Here is a 19,396-nt window from a genome sequence, read left to right as displayed (position 1 = left end):
CCGCGCCCCCGAACGTTCCGAATCATAGGTCGTGGATCACGTCCTACGTCCGGCGTCTTCTCGCCCGCCGCGACTGTGTTCGGGGAGATACATCAACCAGCGGTAGAACGGAGTGATTGATGAGATCTGTGGCCACCGAGCAAATCGGTGACTTGTCGGCCGGCGAACTCTTGGCACAGGCCTTTCCGCTGTCCCCCGCGCAGATGGGTATCTGGTACGCCCAGCGCATCCGACCAGACGTTCCCCTCATCATCGCCCAATCCGTCGAAATACACGGCGACCTCGATATCGACCGCCTGTTCACCGCTCTGGAACGTTACGGGCGGGAAACGGAAACAGATCTCCTACGTCTCGTGACCATCGACGGGGTCCCCCATCAGGTACTCGACCCCGACCTGAAGCCCACCTTCATCCGGCTCGATTTCCGCGACGAACCCGATCCGTCCGCCGCCGCGCGGCGCTGGATGGACGAGGCCACCCGCGCCCCCTTCGATCTGGAACGTGACCCGCTCATCATCAATGCGGTGCTGCGCACCGGCGAGCGTGACTACATCTGGTACTCGCGTGCCCACCACATCCTCATCGACGGCTACGGCGCCATGAGCGGCAACACCCGCACCGCCGAGATCTATACCGCTCTCGAACAACAGCGCGAACCGTCGGTATCGCGGGCCATGCCGCTGGCCGAGTTGTACGCCGGCGAAATCGAATACCGCAATTCCGACCGGTTCGTCACCGACGGTCTCTACTGGCGGGAACTGTTGGCCGGTGTGGGCGAGGTGCTCACCCTGTCCACGGCCGCCAATCCGTCGTCCGCCCCCGATCCGGGCCGGCGCCTGGCCGCGGCGCGCCTCGACGAGCTGACCGAGGCCAGGGTGACCGCGGTGGCGGACAGGCTGAACGCCTCGCAGCCGAGTGTGTTCGCCGCCGCGCTGGCCTGCTATGTGCGCGCGGTGACCGGTGAGAACGATGTGGTGCTGAGCCTGCCCGTCTCCGCCCGCACAACCGTTGCATTGCGCCGCTCGGCCGGTGTGGTGTCGAATGTGGTGCCGCTGCGGGTCCGGTTCGGGAGCGACACCACGGTCGAGGACGCGGTGCGCATCGTGCAGCAGCAGATCACCGGTGCATTGCGACATCAGCGCTACCGGCACGAGGACATCCGCCGGGACTGTGGCTACTCGCGGGGTTCGCGGGGCTTCTTCGGGCCGATGATCAACGTCATGTTGTTCGGCAACAAGCTGCAGTTCGGTGATGTGGAGGGATCGCCGCAGGTGATGGCGACCGGCCCGGTGGAGGACCTGTCGGTCAACCTCTACTACGGCGCCGGCAACCGGATCCACCTCGACTTCGAGGCCAACCCGCAGCTCTACGGCGAGGCCGAACTGGCGGCCCACCACGAGCGGTTCCTCGACTTCCTGAACCGTTTCCTCGCCGTCCCGTCCGACACTCCCGCATTCGGCCTGCCGGCCATCACCGAGGCCGAACGGGATCTGGTCCTGCGCACGTGGAACGACACCGCCGTCGACCTCGCCCCGGCCACCCTGGTCGACCTCTTCGCCGAGCGGGTGGCCGTCTGCCCGGACGCCGTGGCCGTGGAGTTCGAGAACGAGACGCTGACCTACCGCGAACTCGACGAGCGCGCCAATCGACTGGCCCGGTTGCTCATCTCCTGCGGCGCCGGACCGGAGCGGGTGGTCGGACTGTGCCTGCGCCGCAGCCTCGAACTGGTGGTCGGGATGTACGCGATCGTCAAGACCGGCGCCGCGTATCTGCCGATGGACCCGGAGCATCCGGTCGAGCGACTGTCCCGGATCATGGCCCGCGCCCAACCGGTCGCGGTGCTGGTTCTGGACCGCGAGGGGGCCACCCTGCCCGACCACACGCCGACACTCGCCCTCGACGGTCTGGACCTGTCCGGGATGGACGCGGCGCCGATCACCGACGCCGATCGGATCCGGCCGCTCCACGTCGACCACCTCGCCTACGTCCTCTTCACCTCCGGATCCACCGGAACCCCCAAGGGCGTGGGCATCGCGCACCGGGCCATCGTGAACCGGCTGCGCTGGATGCAGCACGAATATCCGCTCGACGACACCGACGCGGTACTTCAGAAAACCCCCGCGACCTTCGATGTGTCGGTATGGGAGTTCTTCTGGCCCTTGCAGGTCGGCGCCCGACTGGTGCTGGCCCGACCCGACGGGCACCGCGATCCGCAGTACCTGGCCGACGTCATCGCGGAAAAACACATCACCACAGCGCATTTCGTGCCATCGATGCTGTCGGTTTTCGTCACCGATGCCGAGATGCGCGGCTGCGTGGGACTGCGTCGGGTGTTCTGCAGCGGCGAAGCGCTACCGGCCGCGACCGTGCGCGATTTCCACGCCGCACTGCCGGGAACCCAACTGCACAACCTCTACGGCCCGACCGAGGCCGCCGTCGACGTCACCTACTGGCCCTGTCCATCCGAGCCCACGAGTGTGCCCATCGGCTCGCCGGTGTGGAACACCCGAACCTATGTCCTGGACTCCCGCCTACGGCCGGTACCGCCGGGCGCGGTGGGCGAGTTGTATCTGGCCGGAATGCAGTTGGCCCGCGGATACGTCGGCCAGGCGGCGCTGACGGCCGAACGGTTCGTCGCCGAACCTTTCACCCCTGGGGCGCGCATGTACCGAACCGGGGATCTGGCCCGATGGCAACCCGTTCGCGACGACCCCCAGGGCGGCGTCGGGGTCCTGGAGTATCTGGGCCGCACCGACTTCCAGGTCAAGATCCGCGGTCTGCGCATCGAACTCGGCGAAATCGAGGCCGCGCTGCTGGCCGAGGACCATATCGCGCGTGCGGTCTGCGTCGCGCACGCCGGGCCCGCCGGCGACCGACTGGTCGCCTATGTGGTGGCGGTCCGTGGCAGCGACGGCGAACCGGTCCGGATCGATACCGAGGCGCTGCGCGCCCGGCTGTCGCGGACCCTACCCGCCTATATGGTTCCCGCCGCGGTGGTCGCGCTCGACGAACTGCCGCTCAACAGCAACGGCAAGATCGACCGGGCCGCGCTGCCCGCCCCCGGCGACACCGGGGAACGGGTGCGCACCGCGCCGCGCACCGAGACGGAGCGGACCCTTACCGAGATATTCGCCGACCTGCTGTCCCTCGATGAGATCGGGATCGAGGACGGCTTCTTCGAACTGGGCGGTAATTCCCTGGTCGCCGCACGGGCGGTAGCGCGGATCAATGCCGCCTTGAGCGTGCGGCTCACCATCCGCGACCTGTTCGAGGCGGGCAGTGTCGCCGCCCTGAGCGAACGCCTCGCCGCCGACGCCATGGATATCGTCGCGCCGAGCCTGGTGCCGGTCGAGCGGCCCGCTCGCATACCGTTGTCACCTGCCCAGCAACGGTTGTGGATTCTCAACCGGTTCGCCGAACACGCCGCCCTCTACAACATGCCGCTCGCCGTCGCCCTGGACGGCAGTCTCGATATCGAGGCGCTGCGCGCGGGCCTGACCGATGTGCTGGAACGGCACGAAAGTCTGCGCACCACCTTTCCGGAAACCTCGGAGGGCCCCTACCAACTGGTGCACCCCGCCGCCGATATCCCGCTCGGCCTGGACGTGATCGATGCCGACGGTGCCGATATCACCGCGCTGGTCCAGGAGTTCGCCGGCCGCGGTTTCGACCTGCGCGCCGAGGCCCCGATCCGGGTGGCGCTGTACGCCACCGACACCGATCGCCATGTGCTCGTCCTGGTGTTGCACCACATCTGCGGCGACGGTTGGTCCATCGCCCCCCTGGCCCGAGATCTGGTGACCGCGGTGGCGGCCCGCGCCGAGGGGCGGGCGCCGCAGTGGACCCCGCTGCCGGTGCAGTATGCCGATTTCGCGATCTGGCAGCGGGAACTGCTGGGTGAGGAAACCGATCCGACGAGCGCGCTCAGCCGGCAGATCGTCTACTGGCGCGCGGAGCTGGCCGGTCTGCCGGATCAGCTGGACCTGCCGTTGGACCGGCCACGTCCGCTGCACCGATCCACCGAGGGGGCGCGGATCGCTTTCACCATCCCGGCCGAGATCCGCCGCGAGGCAACCGAGTTGGCCGCGGACCGCGGTGTCAGCATGTTCATGGTCATGCATGCCACACTGGCCGCGCTGCTGTCCCGGCTGTGCGGCAGCACCGATATCGTCATCGGCACTCCGATCGCGGGCCGCTCCGATCCGGCGCTGGACGAGCTGGTCGGCATGTTCGTCAACACCCTGGTCCTGCGCACCGCCGTCGACCCCGCCGCCGGTTTCGACCGAATGCTCGATCACATCCGCGAAACCGACCTGAACGCCTTCGCCAATGCCGATGTGCCGTTCGAACGGCTCGTGGAACTGGTCAATCCGGAGCGTTCCGGATCACGGCATCCGCTGTTCCAGGTGATGCTGTCCTACGACAACGCGCCCGAGCTGCATCTGGACCTGCCCGGGGTGTGTGCCGAGATCTTGCCGCCCGCCGCCGAGGTGGCCAAGTTCGATCTCCAGCTGGAGATCCACGACGACGGCGCCGATGGTGATCTGCGCGCCGAATTCGGCTACGCCACCGATATCTTCGACGCGCGCACGGTCGAGGCGTTCGCCCGCCGGTTCGTGACCACTCTGTCGGCGGTGGTCGCCGAGCCGCAGCGTCCACTCGGCGATATCGACCTGCTCGACCGGCACGAACGCGCGAACCTGGTGCCCATCGCCGGGGGACCGGCCGAACCGCCGACCACCCTGGCCCGAATGTTCACCGAGATCGCCGAACGGCTGCCGGACGCCGTCGCGGTCCGTTACCGCGCCCGCGACACCACCTATCGAGAGCTGGACGAGCGGTCGAACCGGCTCGCCCGGCTGCTCATCGCGCACGGCGCCGCCCCGGAGACGGTGGTGGCCGTCGCGCTGCCCCGCGGCCTGGATTCGATCGTCGCCGTCTGGGCGGTCGCCAAAACCGGTGCCGCGTACGTTCCGGTCGACCCCGGTTACCCGCGCGAGCGAATCGCGCATATGCTCGCCGATTCCGGTGCGCTGCTCGGTATCACCGACCCGGACCACCATGCCGGTCTGCCCGACTGGCCTACCAGCCGCGCCGGCACCTGGTTGGTGCTCGGCACACCGGCCGTCACCGACGCCTGCGCCGGCCATCCGGCCACGCCGATCACCGACGCCGACCGGTATAGGCCGTTGCGCACCGCCCACCCGGCCTATTTCATCTACACCTCCGGCTCCACCGGCACCCCCAAAGCGGTGATCGTCACCCATGCCGGGTTGGCCTCGTTCGCCGGTGAGCAGCGCTACCGGTTCGGGGTCACCGACCGATCCCGCACCCTGCATTTCGCCTCGCCCAGTTTCGACGCCTCGGTGCTGGAACTGTTGCTCGGCTTCGCCGCCGGCGCCACGGTGGTGGTCGCTCCCGCCGATATCTACGGGGGCCGGGAACTGGCGACACTCCTGCGCACCGAACGGGTGACCCATGCCTTCATCACCCCGGCCGCCCTGGCCACCGTCCCGCCGCAGGACTTCGACACACTGTGCTCCGTCATGGTCGGTGGTGAGGCCTGCAGCCAGGAACTCGTCGACAGCTGGGCGCCCCGGTATCGCATGCACAATATGTACGGCCCGTCCGAGGCCACGGTGGCGGCGACCATCTCCGGTCCCATGCGGGCCGGCCGTCCGGTGCCGCTCGGGCACCCGGTGCGCGGTATGCGGCTGTTCGTCCTGGACGACCGATTGCAGCCGGTGCCGCCGGGCACACCCGGTGAGTTGTACCTGTCCGGGCCGGGTCTGGCCCGGGGCTACCACGGTCGGCATGGTCTGACCGCCGCCCGTTTCGTCGCCAACCCGCTCGGACGCCGTGGGGAACGTATGTACCGCACCGGTGATCTGGTGGTGATCGAACGATCCGGGCGGTTGCGGTTCCTCGGCCGCGCCGACGGCCAGATCAAGATTCGGGGTTTCCGGATCGAGTTGCACGAGATCGATCACGCGCTGTGCGCCCACCCCGGGGTGCGCTCCGCGGTCACGGTGGTGCACACCGACACCCGTGACCGGGAGCGGCTCGCCGCGTATGTGACGGTGAGCGGACCGGTCGACCCGGCGGAGATCCGGAAAACCGTGCGCGGGCTGTTGCCCGAGTACATGGTGCCCGCGGCGATCACCGTCCTGGATGAACTGCCGAAGACCCCGTCCGGCAAACTCGACCGCAAGGCCCTGCCCGAACCGGTGTTCCGCGGGGAATCCGGGACCGGATCGCGGGCACCGGCCACCGAGACCGAGCGACGGATCGCCGAGGCATTCGCCGAGGTGCTGGGACGGGCGAGCGTCGGTGTCGAGGACGGTTTCTTCGATCTGGGCGGTAACTCCCTGTTGGCCACCCGACTGGTCACCGTCCTGGACGAGCGGTTCGGGGTGGAGTTGCCGGTGCGCACCATCTTCGACGCACCGACCGTCGCCGCATTGGCCGAGCGGATCGCGCAGGCGCCGACCGCTCACCGGCTTCCGCTCACCGCCCGGATTCCGCGACCGGATCGGGTTCCGCTGTCACTGCCGCAACAGCGACTGTGGTTCCTCAACCGATTCGCTCCCGAATCCAGTGCCTACAACATCGCTTTCGTCCTCGATATAACCGGTGACCTGGATGTGGCGGCACTGCGCGCGGCGTTGGCCGATCTCGTCGAACGACACGAGATATTGCGCACCGTCTTCCCGGAGGACGGAGACGGCGCCTATCAGCGGGTGCTGCCCGCCGACCGTGCATTGTCCGTACCGCAGCCCCGGGACGTATCCCCCGAGACCGCCGAAACCATACTGCGGGATCTGGCCCGCGGCGGTTTCGATCTCACCATCGACACCCCGTTGCGGGCGGTACTGCTGCGCACCGGCGTCGGTCGGTACCTGCTCGGTATCGTGCTGCACCATATCGCCGCGGACGGCCGGTCGCTCGGGCCGTTGACCCGAGACCTCGCCGTCGCCTATACGGCGCGGTGTCGCGGTGGGGCGCCGATCTGGCCGCCGCTTCCGGTGCAGTATGCCGATTTCGGGCTCTGGCAGCGGGAATATCTCGGTAGCGATACCGACCCCGAGAGCCCGGCCGGTCGACAGCTCGGCTATTGGCGCGATCGACTCGCCGACCTGCCGGAAGAACTGCCACTGCCCTACGACCGCCCGCGCCCCGATAACCCCACCCAGGACGCGGCAGTGGTGCGTCGCACCATTCCCGCCCCGCTGGTTCGTGCCCTCGCCGACCTGGCCCGCGCCCAGGGGGTCGGCCCGTTCATGCTGCTGCGTTCGGCGTTGGCGGTGCTGTTGCGCGCGGTGACCGGCGGTCGGGATATCGCCATCGGCACCCCGGTGGCGGGTCGCGCCCACCGGATGCTCGACGACCTCGTCGGCATGTTCGTCAATACCGTGGTGCTGCGTTCGGATGTGGATCCCGATCTCGCCTTCACCGCGCTGCTGCGCGCCGATCGGGACAACGAACTCGCGGCCCTGGCCCACGCCGATGTCCCGTTCGAGCGGGTGGTCGACGAACTCGGCCACGATCCGCGCGTCACCGGCCGACACCCGCTGTTCCAGGTCGCCTTGACCGTGCGGGACGATTCGCTGCCCGAATTGGCGCTGCCGGAACTCACCGTATCCGCCCGGGAACTCGATATCGCGCGGGCCAAATTCGATCTGGAGCTGCGGGTCGGGGAATTCGCCGACGGGGCGACCGAGATCGAATTCGTTTATGCCACAGAACTTTTCGACGTACGAACGGTCGAAACCCTGGCCTACCGTTTCCTTCGGGTGCTCACCGCCGTCGGCGCCGATCCCGAGGTGCCGATCCGCGATATCGATACCCGCACCGAATTCGAACGCGTTCGGCTCGCCCCGGCGCTCGGCCCGGCCGGCGGGATACCGCGCACCCTGGCCGCGGTTTTCACCGCAACCGCGTCGGTGTATCCCATGCGGCCCGCGATTCGGGCGGGGGAGACCACCCTCGACTACGCCGAACTCGACCGGCGTTCGAACATTCTGGCGTGGCGGTTGATCCGGCGTGGCCTCGGTCCCGGGGATCGGGTGGCGATGGGGCTGACCAGATCGGTCGACTCGGTGACCGCGGTGCTCGCGATCACCAAAACCGGTGCCGCGTTCGTCCCCGTGGACCCGAACTACCCGGTCGAGCGGATCGCCCATATGCTCACCGACTCCGGTTGCGTGTTCGGGATCACCCGCTCCGACCATGCCCGGCGGCTGCGGTCGACGGGCGGCGCGGGCATCGAATGGCTGCCGATCGACGATCTCGCGGATCCGCAGGACGCCGGGAGTGAGAACTCGATCACCGATTACGACCGGGTGCGCCCGGTCCGCCTCGCCGACCTCGCCTACGTGATCTACACCTCCGGTTCCACCGGGAAACCCAAGGGTGTGGCGGTCACCCACGGCGGACTGTCCGAGCTCGCCGCGGAATTCCGGGACCGGCTGCGCATCGATCATTCCGCGCGCACCATGCACTTCGCCTCGCCCAGTTTCGACGCCGCGGTCCTGGACCTGTTGCTGACGGTGGGTTCGGGTGCCGCCATGGTCATCGTGCCGCCGGATGTGTACGGCGGCGACGAACTGGCCGAGTTGATGACCCGAGAACGGGTCACCCACACCTTCATCACCCCCGCCGCCCTGGCCACCATCGACCGCGACCGGTGGCCGTTGCCGGATCTGCGCGGTCTCATGGTCGGTGGGGAGGCCTACGGACCGGACCTGGTGGCGCGTTGGGCGCCGGGACGTCGCATGTTCAATGTGTACGGACCCACCGAGACCACCATCGTGATCACCCTCGGGGAGTTGGCGAGTGACGGTCCGATCACCATCGGCACCCTCGCCCGGGGCGCCCGCGCCCTGGTTCTCGACGAACGGTTGCGTCCGGTCCCCATCGGCGTCCCCGGGGAGCTGTATCTCGGCGGTCCCGGTCTGGCCCAGGGATATCTCGATCGGTTCGGTCTCACCGCCGCCCGGTTCGTGGCCGACCCGTACGGTCCGCCCGGCGCCCGGCTCTACCGCACCGGCGATGTGGTGCGCTGGAACACCACCGGTGAACTGGTGTATCTGGGCCGCAGCGATCATCAGGTGAAGGTGCGTGGTTTCCGCATCGAGCTCGGGGAGATCACCGCCGTGCTCGCCGACCACCCGGAGGTCGGGTTCGCGCACACCGCCGTCCGACGGATCGCCGGCGCCGACCGTATCGTGGCCTTCGTCCGACCCATCGATCCGACGCGGCCCCCCGAACCCGAGAGTCTGCGGGCGCATGCGGCGCAACGACTGCCCGCGCACATGGTGCCGGCGGCGCTCGCCCTGTTGGACGAGATCCCGCTGACCCCGGTCGGCAAACTCGATGTCGACGCCCTGCCGCAACCTCGACCGTTCACCACCGAGCGGGTGGGACGTCCGCCCGCCACCGAAACGGAGCGCCTCGTCGCCGAGATCATGGGCGAGCTGCTGGATGTCGAAACCGTTTTCGCCGACGACGGTTTCTTCGAGATCGGCGGCAACTCGCTGCTGGCCACCCGCCTGGTGTCCCGGCTCGCCGCCGTCACCGGCACCCGGCTGGAGGTGCGGGCAGTTTTCGCCGCGCCGACGGTGGCCGAGATCGCGGCCCTGCTCGACACCGGCGCCGGACGGGACGACCGGCCGGAACCGACCCGGCGGGAACGTCCGGAGCGGATCCCGCTCTCGGCGGCGCAGCGGCGGCTCTGGTTCCTCAACCGGTTCGAGGCCGGCGTGGCCGGGCAGGGCAGCGGCGCCTACAACGTGCCCGTCGTATTGCGGCTGCGCGGTGAGCTGAACCGGATCGCTCTGGCCACCGCGCTGCACTGCCTGCAGGAGCGGCACGAAACCCTGCGCACGGTATTCCCGGAGATCGATGGTGAGCCCGCGCAGGTGGTGCTCGGTCCCATCGATGCCGTGGTTCCACTGGAGGAGAGCACCGTCACCGTCGCGGACGCGGCCGAGGCGATCCACCGGCTCACCACCCCCGGATTCGATCTGGCCACCGAGGTGCCGTTGCGCGCGACGCTGCTCACCGTGGCCGATGTCCCAGAGGAATACATCCTGGTGTTGGTGGTGCATCACATCGCCGTGGACGGATGGTCGTTGGAACCGTTGGCGGCGGATATGGCCACCGCCTACCGCGCGGTTCTCGCCGGAATCGATCCGCGGCCGGATATCCCGCCGATCCAGTACGTGGACTACACCCTGTGGCAGCAGGACCTGCTCGGCTCCGAGGACGATCCGGCATCGCCGATCAGCCGACAGCTCGAATACTGGCGCCACACCCTGGCCGGGCTGCCGGAACTGCTCGATCTGCCCACCGACCGCCCGCGCCCACCCGTTCCCTCCTACCGCGGCGGTACCGTGGGCTGCGTTCTCGACCCGAAGATCCACCGCGGGCTGCACGATATCGCCGCCCGACACAATGTCAGCCTGTTCATGGTGCTGCACGCCGCGTTGGCGGTGCTGCTGCATCGGATGAGCGGCAGCGACGATATCGCCGTCGGCACCCCGATCGCCGGCCGGGATCATCCGGCCCTCGACCCTCTGGTCGGGATGTTCGTCAACACCTTGGTCCTCCGTACCCGGATCGAACCGCACCGGCCGTTCACCGCACTGCTCGACACCGTCCGCGAGACCGATCTCGATGCCTTCGCGCACGCGGACCTGCCGTTCGAACGTCTGGTGGAGGTGATCAACCCGGCGCGATCGCAGTCCCATCACCCGCTGTTCCAGGTGATGTTGTCGGTGCGCAACGAACCGGTGGGGACGCTGGAGCTGCCCGGGCTGCGCATCGACACCGTCGAGACCGATGGCGGTATCGCCAAATTCGACCTGCAATTCACCATCACCGAATCCCACACCCCGGAGCGGGAACCGAACGGGATCACCGTGGCGGTCAACTACAGCGTCGATCTGTTCGACGAAACCACCGCCGCCCGTTTCGGCAACCGCCTGGTCCGGCTGCTGGGCGCGGTCGTCGCGGATTCCGCGACGGCGGTGGGTGATCTGGAGTTGCTCGACCCCGTCGAACGATCCGCGTTGGTCCCCGTGCGCGGCGCCCGCCCCGACCGGCCGGTCACCCTACCCGAGGTGTTCACCGACGCGGCCGAGGTCGACCGACAGGCGGTGGCATTGCGGGCCGGTGACACCGAGATCACCTACGACGCGCTCGACCGGTGGAGCAACAAGCTGGCCCGACTGCTCATCGGCCTCGGGGTCGGTCCGGAAAGTCTGGTGGCATTGGGGATTCCGCGATCGGTGGAATCGGTGGCCACCGTGTTGGCGGTCGCCAAGGCCGGTGCCGCGTTCGTTCCGGTCGATCCCGGCTATCCGCCGCACCGGATCGCGCATATGCTCTCCGATTCCGGTGCGGGTCTGGGGATCACGATCTCGACCCACCGTGCCGCGCTGTCCGGGGCGACCGATCACACCGAGTGGTTGGTGCTCGACGATCCCGAGATCCGCCGGCAGGTGCTGGAGGCGGCCGACGACCCGATCACCGACCGGGAGCGGACCGTCCCGTTGCGCACGGCACATCCCGCCTACGTCATCTATACCTCCGGTTCGACGGGAATCCCGAAGGGTGTCGTGGTGACCCATGGCGGCCTGTCCAATTTCGCCGCCGAAACAGCACAGCGTTTCGAGGTCCGGCCCGGCAGCCGTGTTCTGCACTTCGCCACGCCGAGCTTCGACGCGGCCATGCTGGATCTGCTGTTCGCCCTCGGCGGTGCGGCCACCCTGGTGATCACACCACCCGGTGTGGTGGGTGGAGCCGAACTGGGTCGGGTCCTGGCCACCGAACGGATCACCCACGCCTTCATCACCACCTCGGCGCTGGGCACCGTGGACCCGAGCGGACTCACCGATTTCCGACACGTGCTCGTCGGTGGGGAAGCGCTGCCACCGGAACTGGTCACCCGATGGGCGCCGGGACGCCGACTGCACAATGTCTACGGCCCCACCGAGACCACCATCGTCACCATCGTGTCGCCGCCCCTGCACCCGGACGGGCCCATCCCGATCGGGGCGCCGATCCGCGGTGTCGACGCCTGCGTCCTCGATGCCCGGCTGCATCCCGTGCCGCTGGGCGTCACCGGGGAACTGTTCCTGTCCGGCGCGGCGCTGGCCCGTGGCTACCACGACAGACCGGGACTCACCGCGCAGCGATTCGTCGCCAACCCCTTCGGCAAACCGGGGGAGCGGATGTACCGCACCGGCGATCTGGTGCGCATCCTGCCCTCCGCCGACGGTGGACCGGGCGTCATCGACTACGTGGGCCGCACCGACCATCAGGTCAAGATCCGCGGTTTCCGGATCGAACTCGGTGAGATCGACGCGGCGCTGGCCCGGCACGAATCGGTGGAGTTCTCACTGACCATCGGGCACCGCACCCCGGCCGGTGCGACGACACTGGTCTCATATGTGAAGCCGGGCGACGGCCACACCCCGACCCCGGCCGAGCTCACCGCCCACGTGGCGCGGTTGGTGCCGAACTACATGGTCCCCCAGTCGATCATGCTGATCGACCGGGTGCCGCTCACCCCCGTCGGCAAACTCGACCGTCGGGCCCTGCCGGAACCGGTGTTCACCGGAGCCGAGGGCTATCGGGCGCCCACCACCCGCACCGAAACCCTGCTCTGTGCGGCATTCGCCGAGGCACTCGGGGTGGAGCGGGTCGGTGTCGACGACGGATTCTTCGAACTGGGCGGTAACTCGCTGCTGGCCACCAAGGTCGTGGCACGGCTGCGCGCCGACGGTATCGACCTGCCGGTGCAATTGATGTTCGGCGATTCCACCCCCGCCGCCATTGCCGCTCGGCTCGACGCCGGATCCGCCGATGATGCCGTGAACCGGGCGCTGGACCCGATCCTGCCGCTGCGACCGGCCACGGAATCCTCGGCGGCGCCCTTGTTCTGCGTACATCCCGCCATCGGGCTGGCGTGGTGTTATTCCGGCCTGCTCCGACACCTGCCCGCGGATCGGCCGGTCTACGGTTTGCAGGCGCCGCATGTGGCCGGGCATACCGGGTTCGACTCGATCGCCGCCGCGGCCGACCACTATGTGGCGCATATCCGATCGGTGCAACCGCACGGGCCCTACCATCTGCTCGGCTGGTCGCTGGGCGGGCTGATCGCGCACGAGATCGCCGTGCGCCTGCAACGTGCGGGTGAGCGGGTCGCGCTGCTGGCCATGCTGGACAGCTATCGGCTCTCCGACGAACTACTGGATCGGGCGATGCCGAGTATCGCCGATATCGTCGGTGAATTCGGTGGCGACGCGGTGAACGCCCATGGCGCACTCGACCCCGAGATGAGCCTGACGGATGTCGCCGAACTGCTGCGCGCCCAACCGGGTCCGTTCGCCGCGTTGACCGTCGAACACCTGGAACGGCTCTACACCGGATACGCCGACGGCACCGTGCAGGCGCACGGTTTCCGTCCGGGGGTCCACGACGGTGACCTGCTGTTCTTCACCGCCGCCGCCGACCCGGTGAACAGGGAGAACCCCGATCGCAGCGCCGACGGCTGGCGGGAACATATCACCGGCATCGTGCGTGAACACCTGTTGCCCTGTACCCATGCCGAAATGACCACGCCCGAAGCGCTCGCGGTGATCGGGCCCATCCTGCGGCGGCATCTCGAGGAAAAGGAGACGGAGCGGTGAGCCTGGCGGTGCAGATCCGCGACCTGGTCAAGAACTACGGTCGGGTGCGCGTGCTCGACGGTATCGATCTCGATATCCCGGCCGGTACCGTGATGGGACTATTGGGTCCCAACGGCGCCGGTAAGACCACCACGGTGCGGATAGTCACCACACTGTTGCGACCGTGCGCCGGTTCGGTGCGTGTCGCCGGGGTCGACGTACTCGCCGATCCGGGGGCGGCGCGGAAACGGATCGGGCTGTCGGGTCAATACGCCGCCGTCGACGCCAATCTCACCGGATACGAGAACCTGCGCATGGTGGCGCGGCTCTACGGTATGTCGCACCGGCAGGCGGCGACCCGGGCCCGGGAACTGCTCACCGCGTTCGGTCTCGACCATGCGGCGAACCGGCCGGCCGGCACCTACTCCGGGGGTATGGCCCGGCGTCTCGACCTGGCCGGGGCCCTGGTGGCCCGACCGCCGGTGGTCGTCCTGGACGAGCCCACCACCGGCCTCGACCCGCGCGCCCGCCTCGATATGTGGAGTGTGATCGGAGAACTGGTGAACGACGGCACCACCGTACTGCTCACCACCCAGTATCTGGAGGAAGCCGATCGGCTGGCCGACCGGATCACCGTGCTCGACCATGGGCGAGTCATCGCTCGCGGCTCCGCCGACGAACTCAAGACCTCCATCGGCGGGGATCGGCTCACCGTCACCCTGGCGGTCGGTCAGGAACCGCAGCCCGCGCTGACGGTGCTGGCCCAGGTCGGTATCGGCGAGCCCACTCACGAACCCGGTACCGAGGACGTGTCGGTGGTGGTCGGGGACGGTTCGCGCACCATGGTCGAAGCCTTGCGCCGCCTCGACGACGCAGGGGTGTGCGTGGTCGACGCCTCCGTCCACCGCCCCAGCCTGGACGACGTCTTCCTGTCCCTCACCGGCACCTCGGCCACCCCGCAGCCCGAGCCGGACACCGACGATGTACCCGAGGAGATCATGTCGTGAGCACCACCGACACCGTGGTCCGAAAGGAAATTCCCGAGACCGACCTTCCCGGTGGGGACACCCCGACGGTCGGAAGCGTCACGCCGCCGTCGGAGATATCGCTGCGCGGTCGAATGGTTCGGGACAGCGCGATCGTCGCCTACCGCAACCTGTTGACCATTCTGCGGGTGCCCACCCTGCTGGTGAGCGCCACCGTGCAGCCGCTGATGTTCGTCTTCCTCTTCGCCTATGTCTTCGGCGCCTCGCTGGGCGGCGGCCAGTATCGAGAATTCCTTCTGGCCGGGATCTTCGCCCAGACCGTCGCATTCAACGCCGCCTTCACCACCGTGGGCCTGGCCGGTGATCTGCAAACCGGGATCATCGACCGGATGCGGACCTTGCCGATGTCTCGGTTGGCGGTATTGATGGGACGCACCCTGTCGGATCTGGTGGTCAATGTTCTCAGCCTGGTGGTGATGGTCGGCTGCGGATATATTGTCGGCTGGCGTATCCACGGTTCGCTCGCCGCCGCGGCCCTCGCCTTCGCGGTGATTCTGTTGTTCGCCTTCGCCATGTCCTGGGTGGGGGCGGTTACCGGTCTGCTGTCGCCCACCGTCGAGGTCGCGCAGAGCGCCGGCCTGATCTGGCTGTTCCCGTTGTCGTTCATCTCCTCGGCGTTCATCTCCGCCGAAACCCTGCCCGGTCCGCTGCGCACCATCGCCGCGTGGAATCCCATCACCGCGGTCTCGGCGGCCGGTCGGAAATTGTTCGACAACAGTTCGCCGCCGTCGTTCGGCACCCCCACCGGGTGGGCCGCCGATCACTGTATCGAGTACGCCGTCATGTGCTCGGTGGGCATTCTGATCGTCGCCATACCGCTGGCATTGTTGCAATACCGTAAGGTCGCCAGCCACTGAGCCGACTCCGCCCCCTCACCGAGGCGCCGGCCGGGCCGGCCCCGAACGCGAGAGGCCGCTCACTCCGCGGAGTGAGCGGCCTCTCGGCGATCGATGGACCGGGAGTCAGCCGCGGCGACGCGACTTCAACAGTTCCAGCCGCTCCTTGAGCAGCTCCTCGAGCTCTTCTTTACTGCGCCGCTCCAACAGCATGTCCCAGTGCGTACGCGGCGGCTTGACCTTCTTCGCCTCCTGTGTGGTGCCTTCGATCAGCACACCCTCCTGGCCATTGCGGCACAACCATGTGGGTGGGATCTCGGCGTCGTCGGCGAAGGGCACGTCGAATTCTTCACCATTGTCGGTCCGGTACCGGGCAATCCGGCGCGGTGCCAGATCATGGTCGCGGTCGGTCTCATAACTCACCGCTCCGAGCCGACTACCCCGGAGTACGCGATCTGCCATCTGTACTGGTCCTCTCTGTGTTTATGCCGTGCCTTCGGCGCGGCGCCGCCGGGCACGATAACGCGACGCCGAGCCGCGAATCGTGCGTGTTGCGTTGTCGGTAGGCCGGATGAAACGCAGACCGGGTCGGTCGTGTTCGTGGGCCGTTCGCCGAGGTGCGAACCGTGGGTCGGGCCGGCCGGATGGTGCCGGTCGGTCGAAAACCCTGTGTTCTGTCAACGTTCGTGCGGGCTGTTTGGTTCCCGGGTGGGGGAGAACCCGATTATTCTACGCTGCTGCGGCGTAATACCGGTCGGCCGTGCCCGTTGTGTGATCGGGGGCGATAGCGATTAGGGTGTCGGGTCATGTCGCGCCGGTCGTTGTCGTGTTCGTGGTGTGGGCGAGAGATCGTGGATTCGCCCTCGGGACGTCGTCGTCGGTATTGCCGTCAGTCCTGCCGGCAGCGCGCCTACGAACATCGCAACAATGTGAAGGGCACCGGGATTCCTGCGGATTCGGTGATTCTCAGTGCGCAGGAGGCCGCCGATCTGGCCGATCGTTGGTTCGCCGCTCGTTGTGCTGCCGAGGATGTGGCGACGGCGATCAGCGAGGGGGCGGATACCGAGGAACTGGTCGGTCTCAGTGAGACCTTGGTCGCACTCACCCGCGAGGCGGAGCGGCTGCGTTGAGCCCCGGTTGGTGACCGGGGGACCGAAAAGGTGGTGTCGGGCGCGGACGATGGAGTGCGGGGTGGGCGTCGATCACGAAACGGCCGCGGCCCATACGGGATTCGCCACGGACGGCCGGGTATGTCCGGGCAAGGTGATCCGGCCGACAGGTTTCGGCGTCGGGAAGGGTTTTCGGATGTGCCACGGCATTCGTGGAAATCATGATTGCGAACGGAGAAACCGGGGCACCGACCGCATCACCCGGAATGTTGTGCGCGGTCGGTGCCCCGGTTCCGTGGCCGTGCTCGGCTACGACCGGAGCGGGTGCCGGCGTTCCCGCCGGCGGCTCGGATCAGTGTGAGGCGTCCACTCCGCGCGCGGACAGCCACGGCATGGGGTCGACGGCGGCGTTGTTGGGCAGGTGCACCTCGTAGTGCAGGTGCGGACCGGTGGATTGGCCGCGACTTCCGACGGTGGCGATCACGTCACCGGCGCGCACCGGCTGACCGACATGGACGAGGATGTCCTGCATATGGCCGTACACCCCGACGGTGCCGTCGTCCTGCTGGACTCGTACCCACAGTCCGAAACCGGTGGCGGGCCCGGCCTCGATCACCACACCATCGGTCACCGCCTTGATCGGCGCGTGCATCTGGCCGGCGAAATCCATCCCTCGGTGTACGGTGCCCCAGCGGGCGCCGAAGGTGGAGCTCACGGGGGCGTCGACCGGACGCACGGTATGCGGTCGGTGTTCGATGAGGGCGCGGAGTGGATCGAAGTTCACCGGAGCGGTCGGTGGCTCGGGAAGAGTGCTCATGCTCATGGGCTCGACTTCCCGGCTGACGGCGACCGGGGTGATATCGGCTCGGTTGGGATCGGTGGCGCCTGCCGCGAGTAGACCCAACGCGGCGCCGACCGCCGTGGTGGTGGCGACAACCTGCGCGGTGATCGGATGGCGTTTTTCGGCCGTGGTCACGGCTCCCCGACGAAACGGTAACGGAAAGATCACGGGCATGCCAATGAAGTTACGACCGAATCCGTGACCTGGGGGAACTCTGTGGGAACTGTCACGTGACGGTGAACTGCCCGGCGCATTGTCACCGAACGATAACGAACCCGAGGTTTAATGCTTCTACCAGGGGGAATGAAGTGCAAAAGGTATTTGCCGGGGTCCGCCCGAATCGCCCACACTATTTCAGTGGTGACTTACAGGGTGGACGCCCTGGTAGCGCTGGCGGATGCGACCCGTCGGTCGATGGTCGAGACCTTACGGGCCGGACCGCACTCGGTCGGTCAGCTGGCCCGGGCCGTTGGGGTCAGTAGCTCGGCGGCCTCGCAGCACCTGCGGGTTCTCCGGGACGCACGGCTGGTGCTGGTGCGGTCGGCGGGCAATCGGCGGCTGTATTCGCTGGACCCTCGGGGCCTCGGTGATGTGCGCGACTATCTGGAACAGTTCTGGCCGAGTGCCTTGGCCTCCTACGCGGCAGCGCTCGATGAGGCTCGAACCGCATCGGGTGGCCCATCCCTGTCTCAGCCGACCCGGCGGTAGGACATCCGATTGGATTCGGTGCGACTGCGCGTGGTCAACTGCCGATCCACGGCCGCGATGACCTCGCCCACCCCGATCCGCAACAGTCCCGGGTCGGGGGTGTCGGCCTCACGATCACCGGTCCGATTCGCCCACAGCACCTCGTGCCTGCCGAGTAGATGCGGCGGCGGTCCGACCTGACTCGGCGGTGTGGGACCGAAAAGTTGTACGGTGCGGGTGCCGAAGGCGGTGGCCAGATGAGCAACACCGGTATCGCCGCACAGCACCAACGCCGCCTCGGCCACGGTCGCGGCCAGTTCGATGAGGTTCTGCTCACCGGCCAATACTCGCTCCACCGACAGCCCGGCCCGGGCTGCGATATCGAGGGCGCGATCACGTTCGAACTCGTCACCGGTGACGACGACCTCGCGGCCCAGTACCAGCAGGTGCCGGATTACCGCCGCGAACCGGTCGCCCGGCCAGCGACGCGCGGCCGCGCCCGCGCCGATGTGCACGACCACGCTGCCGCGGTGACTGGTGGTGGCCACCGGCGGAACCAGGCCGAGGTTGCGTCGATCGGCGCCGATGCCATCGAATTCGAGCAGGTGGCACCACCGATCGATCAGATGGCGATCGGCCTGCCATTCGGGGCCGGGGATCTCCGGGAAGGCCGGATTCCGGTAGCTGAGGATACGGCGGGCCCCGGTTTTGACCAGCTCCACCAGGGCGGTGGTCCCCGGGCCGTGCAGATTCACCGCCAGATCGGGGGCCGGGCCGTCCCAGCGCAGACTGTTCGGTACGGTGATCGGCGCCATATCGTCGACGGTGGCGATCAGATCGACGATGGCCCGCAGGCGAGGCGGTGCGGCGAGCACGAGGTGATCATTGGGCCTGTTCCGGCGCAGCGCACGCAGCGCCGGGACCGCGGTGAGCAGATCACCGAGACCCCGTGCCTGAAGCACGAGAACAACAGACACCCACTTCTCCTAGCCACCCGATGCTCGTCAACTCGCCCCCCTTCGTAATCACCCGGATGGTGTTTCGACGAGAGAGCCACTGTTTGACTACCCGGCAGGCCCCGTGGCAAACGTGATCGGGCCGGCGTTCTCGATCACAGAGCCGTGCCCGGACGGATCACCGGCCGTTCCCCATGGTGAGTGAGAAACGGCGGTCGGAGATACCCGGTATGAGAGCGGTTCTC

8 protein-coding genes are annotated in these 19,396 nt (G+C 68.0%); 5 read left to right on the top strand and 3 right to left on the bottom strand.

What is annotated here, in order from left to right:
• Positions 1-119: 119 nt before the first annotated feature.
• The 3 genes from ON32_RS11810 to ON32_RS11800 all read left to right on the top strand — a co-directional run bounded on the left by ON32_RS11810 (position 120) and on the right by ON32_RS11800 (position 15,579).
• Complete coding sequence (locus tag ON32_RS11810; protein ID WP_083874386.1) at positions 120-13,697, top strand: non-ribosomal peptide synthetase; 13,578 nt, start codon at positions 120-122, stop codon at positions 13,695-13,697.
• Positions 13,694-14,683: a daunorubicin resistance protein DrrA family ABC transporter ATP-binding protein gene (locus ON32_RS11805; protein ID WP_040790924.1), complete on the top strand. Its 990-nt coding sequence runs from the start codon at positions 13,694-13,696 to the stop codon at positions 14,681-14,683. Before ON32_RS11810 ends, ON32_RS11805 begins: the two co-directional genes overlap by 4 nt.
• A 113-nt stretch (positions 14,684-14,796) precedes the next feature.
• Positions 14,797-15,579 carry an ABC transporter permease gene (locus ON32_RS11800; RefSeq protein ID WP_040791217.1) on the top strand — a complete coding sequence of 261 codons (783 nt, stop codon included), beginning with the start codon at positions 14,797-14,799 and terminating at the stop codon, positions 15,577-15,579.
• Between the two features lie 105 nt (positions 15,580-15,684).
• On the opposite strand, the gene ON32_RS11795 is transcribed toward ON32_RS11800, so the two are convergent.
• A complete protein-coding gene (locus ON32_RS11795; RefSeq protein WP_040790923.1) occupies positions 15,685-16,020 on the bottom strand; it encodes an RNA polymerase-binding protein RbpA in 336 nt (111 codons plus the stop codon).
• Between the two features lie 344 nt (positions 16,021-16,364).
• On the opposite strand from ON32_RS11795, the gene ON32_RS11790 reads away from it, so the two are divergent.
• Entirely contained in the window at positions 16,365-16,688 is a 324-nt protein-coding gene (locus ON32_RS11790) for a hypothetical protein (RefSeq protein ID WP_040790922.1), read from the top strand.
• Between the two features lie 331 nt (positions 16,689-17,019).
• Here ON32_RS11790 and ON32_RS11780 read toward each other — a convergent pair whose 3' ends face one another.
• A complete protein-coding gene (locus tag ON32_RS11780) occupies positions 17,020-17,643 on the bottom strand; it encodes a M23 family metallopeptidase (protein ID WP_245550981.1) in 624 nt (207 codons plus the stop codon).
• Positions 17,644-17,811: 168 nt separating this feature from the next.
• Here ON32_RS11780 and ON32_RS11775 point away from each other — a divergent pair, with 168 nt between their 5' ends.
• Positions 17,812-18,216 carry an ArsR/SmtB family transcription factor gene (locus ON32_RS11775; protein WP_373284293.1) on the top strand — a complete coding sequence of 135 codons (405 nt, stop codon included), beginning with the start codon at positions 17,812-17,814 and terminating at the stop codon, positions 18,214-18,216.
• On the opposite strand, the gene ON32_RS11770 is transcribed toward ON32_RS11775, so the two are convergent.
• The gene (locus ON32_RS11770) at positions 18,198-19,172 is read right to left on the bottom strand and encodes a glycosyltransferase family 9 protein (protein WP_040790919.1); all 975 of its coding nucleotides are present in this window, start codon (positions 19,170-19,172) and stop codon (positions 18,198-18,200) included. The genes ON32_RS11775 and ON32_RS11770 overlap by 19 nt on opposite strands.
• Positions 19,173-19,396: the final 224 nt, after the last annotated feature.

This window comes from Nocardia paucivorans NBRC 100373, assembly GCF_000308675.1.
In the GTDB taxonomy this organism is placed as follows: domain Bacteria; phylum Actinomycetota; class Actinomycetes; order Mycobacteriales; family Mycobacteriaceae; genus Nocardia; species Nocardia paucivorans.
Note: the sequence above shows the minus strand (reverse complement) of the source record. Positions and strands in the feature narration are given on the sequence as shown.

Bases quoted from the DNA above. Each gene is read 5' to 3' on its own strand.
- ON32_RS11810 (WP_083874386.1), top strand. From the start codon at position 120: ATGAGATCTGTGGCCACCGAGCAAATCGGTGACTTGTCGGCCGGCGAA.
- ON32_RS11800 (WP_040791217.1), top strand. From the start codon at position 14,797: ATGGTTCGGGACAGCGCGATCGTCGCCTACCGCAACCTGTTGACCATT.
- ON32_RS11795 (WP_040790923.1), bottom strand. From the start codon at position 16,020: ATGGCAGATCGCGTACTCCGGGGTAGTCGGCTCGGAGCGGTGAGTTAT.
- ON32_RS11790 (WP_040790922.1), top strand. From the start codon at position 16,365: ATGTCGCGCCGGTCGTTGTCGTGTTCGTGGTGTGGGCGAGAGATCGTG.
- ON32_RS11775 (WP_373284293.1), top strand. From the start codon at position 17,812: ATGAAGTGCAAAAGGTATTTGCCGGGGTCCGCCCGAATCGCCCACACT.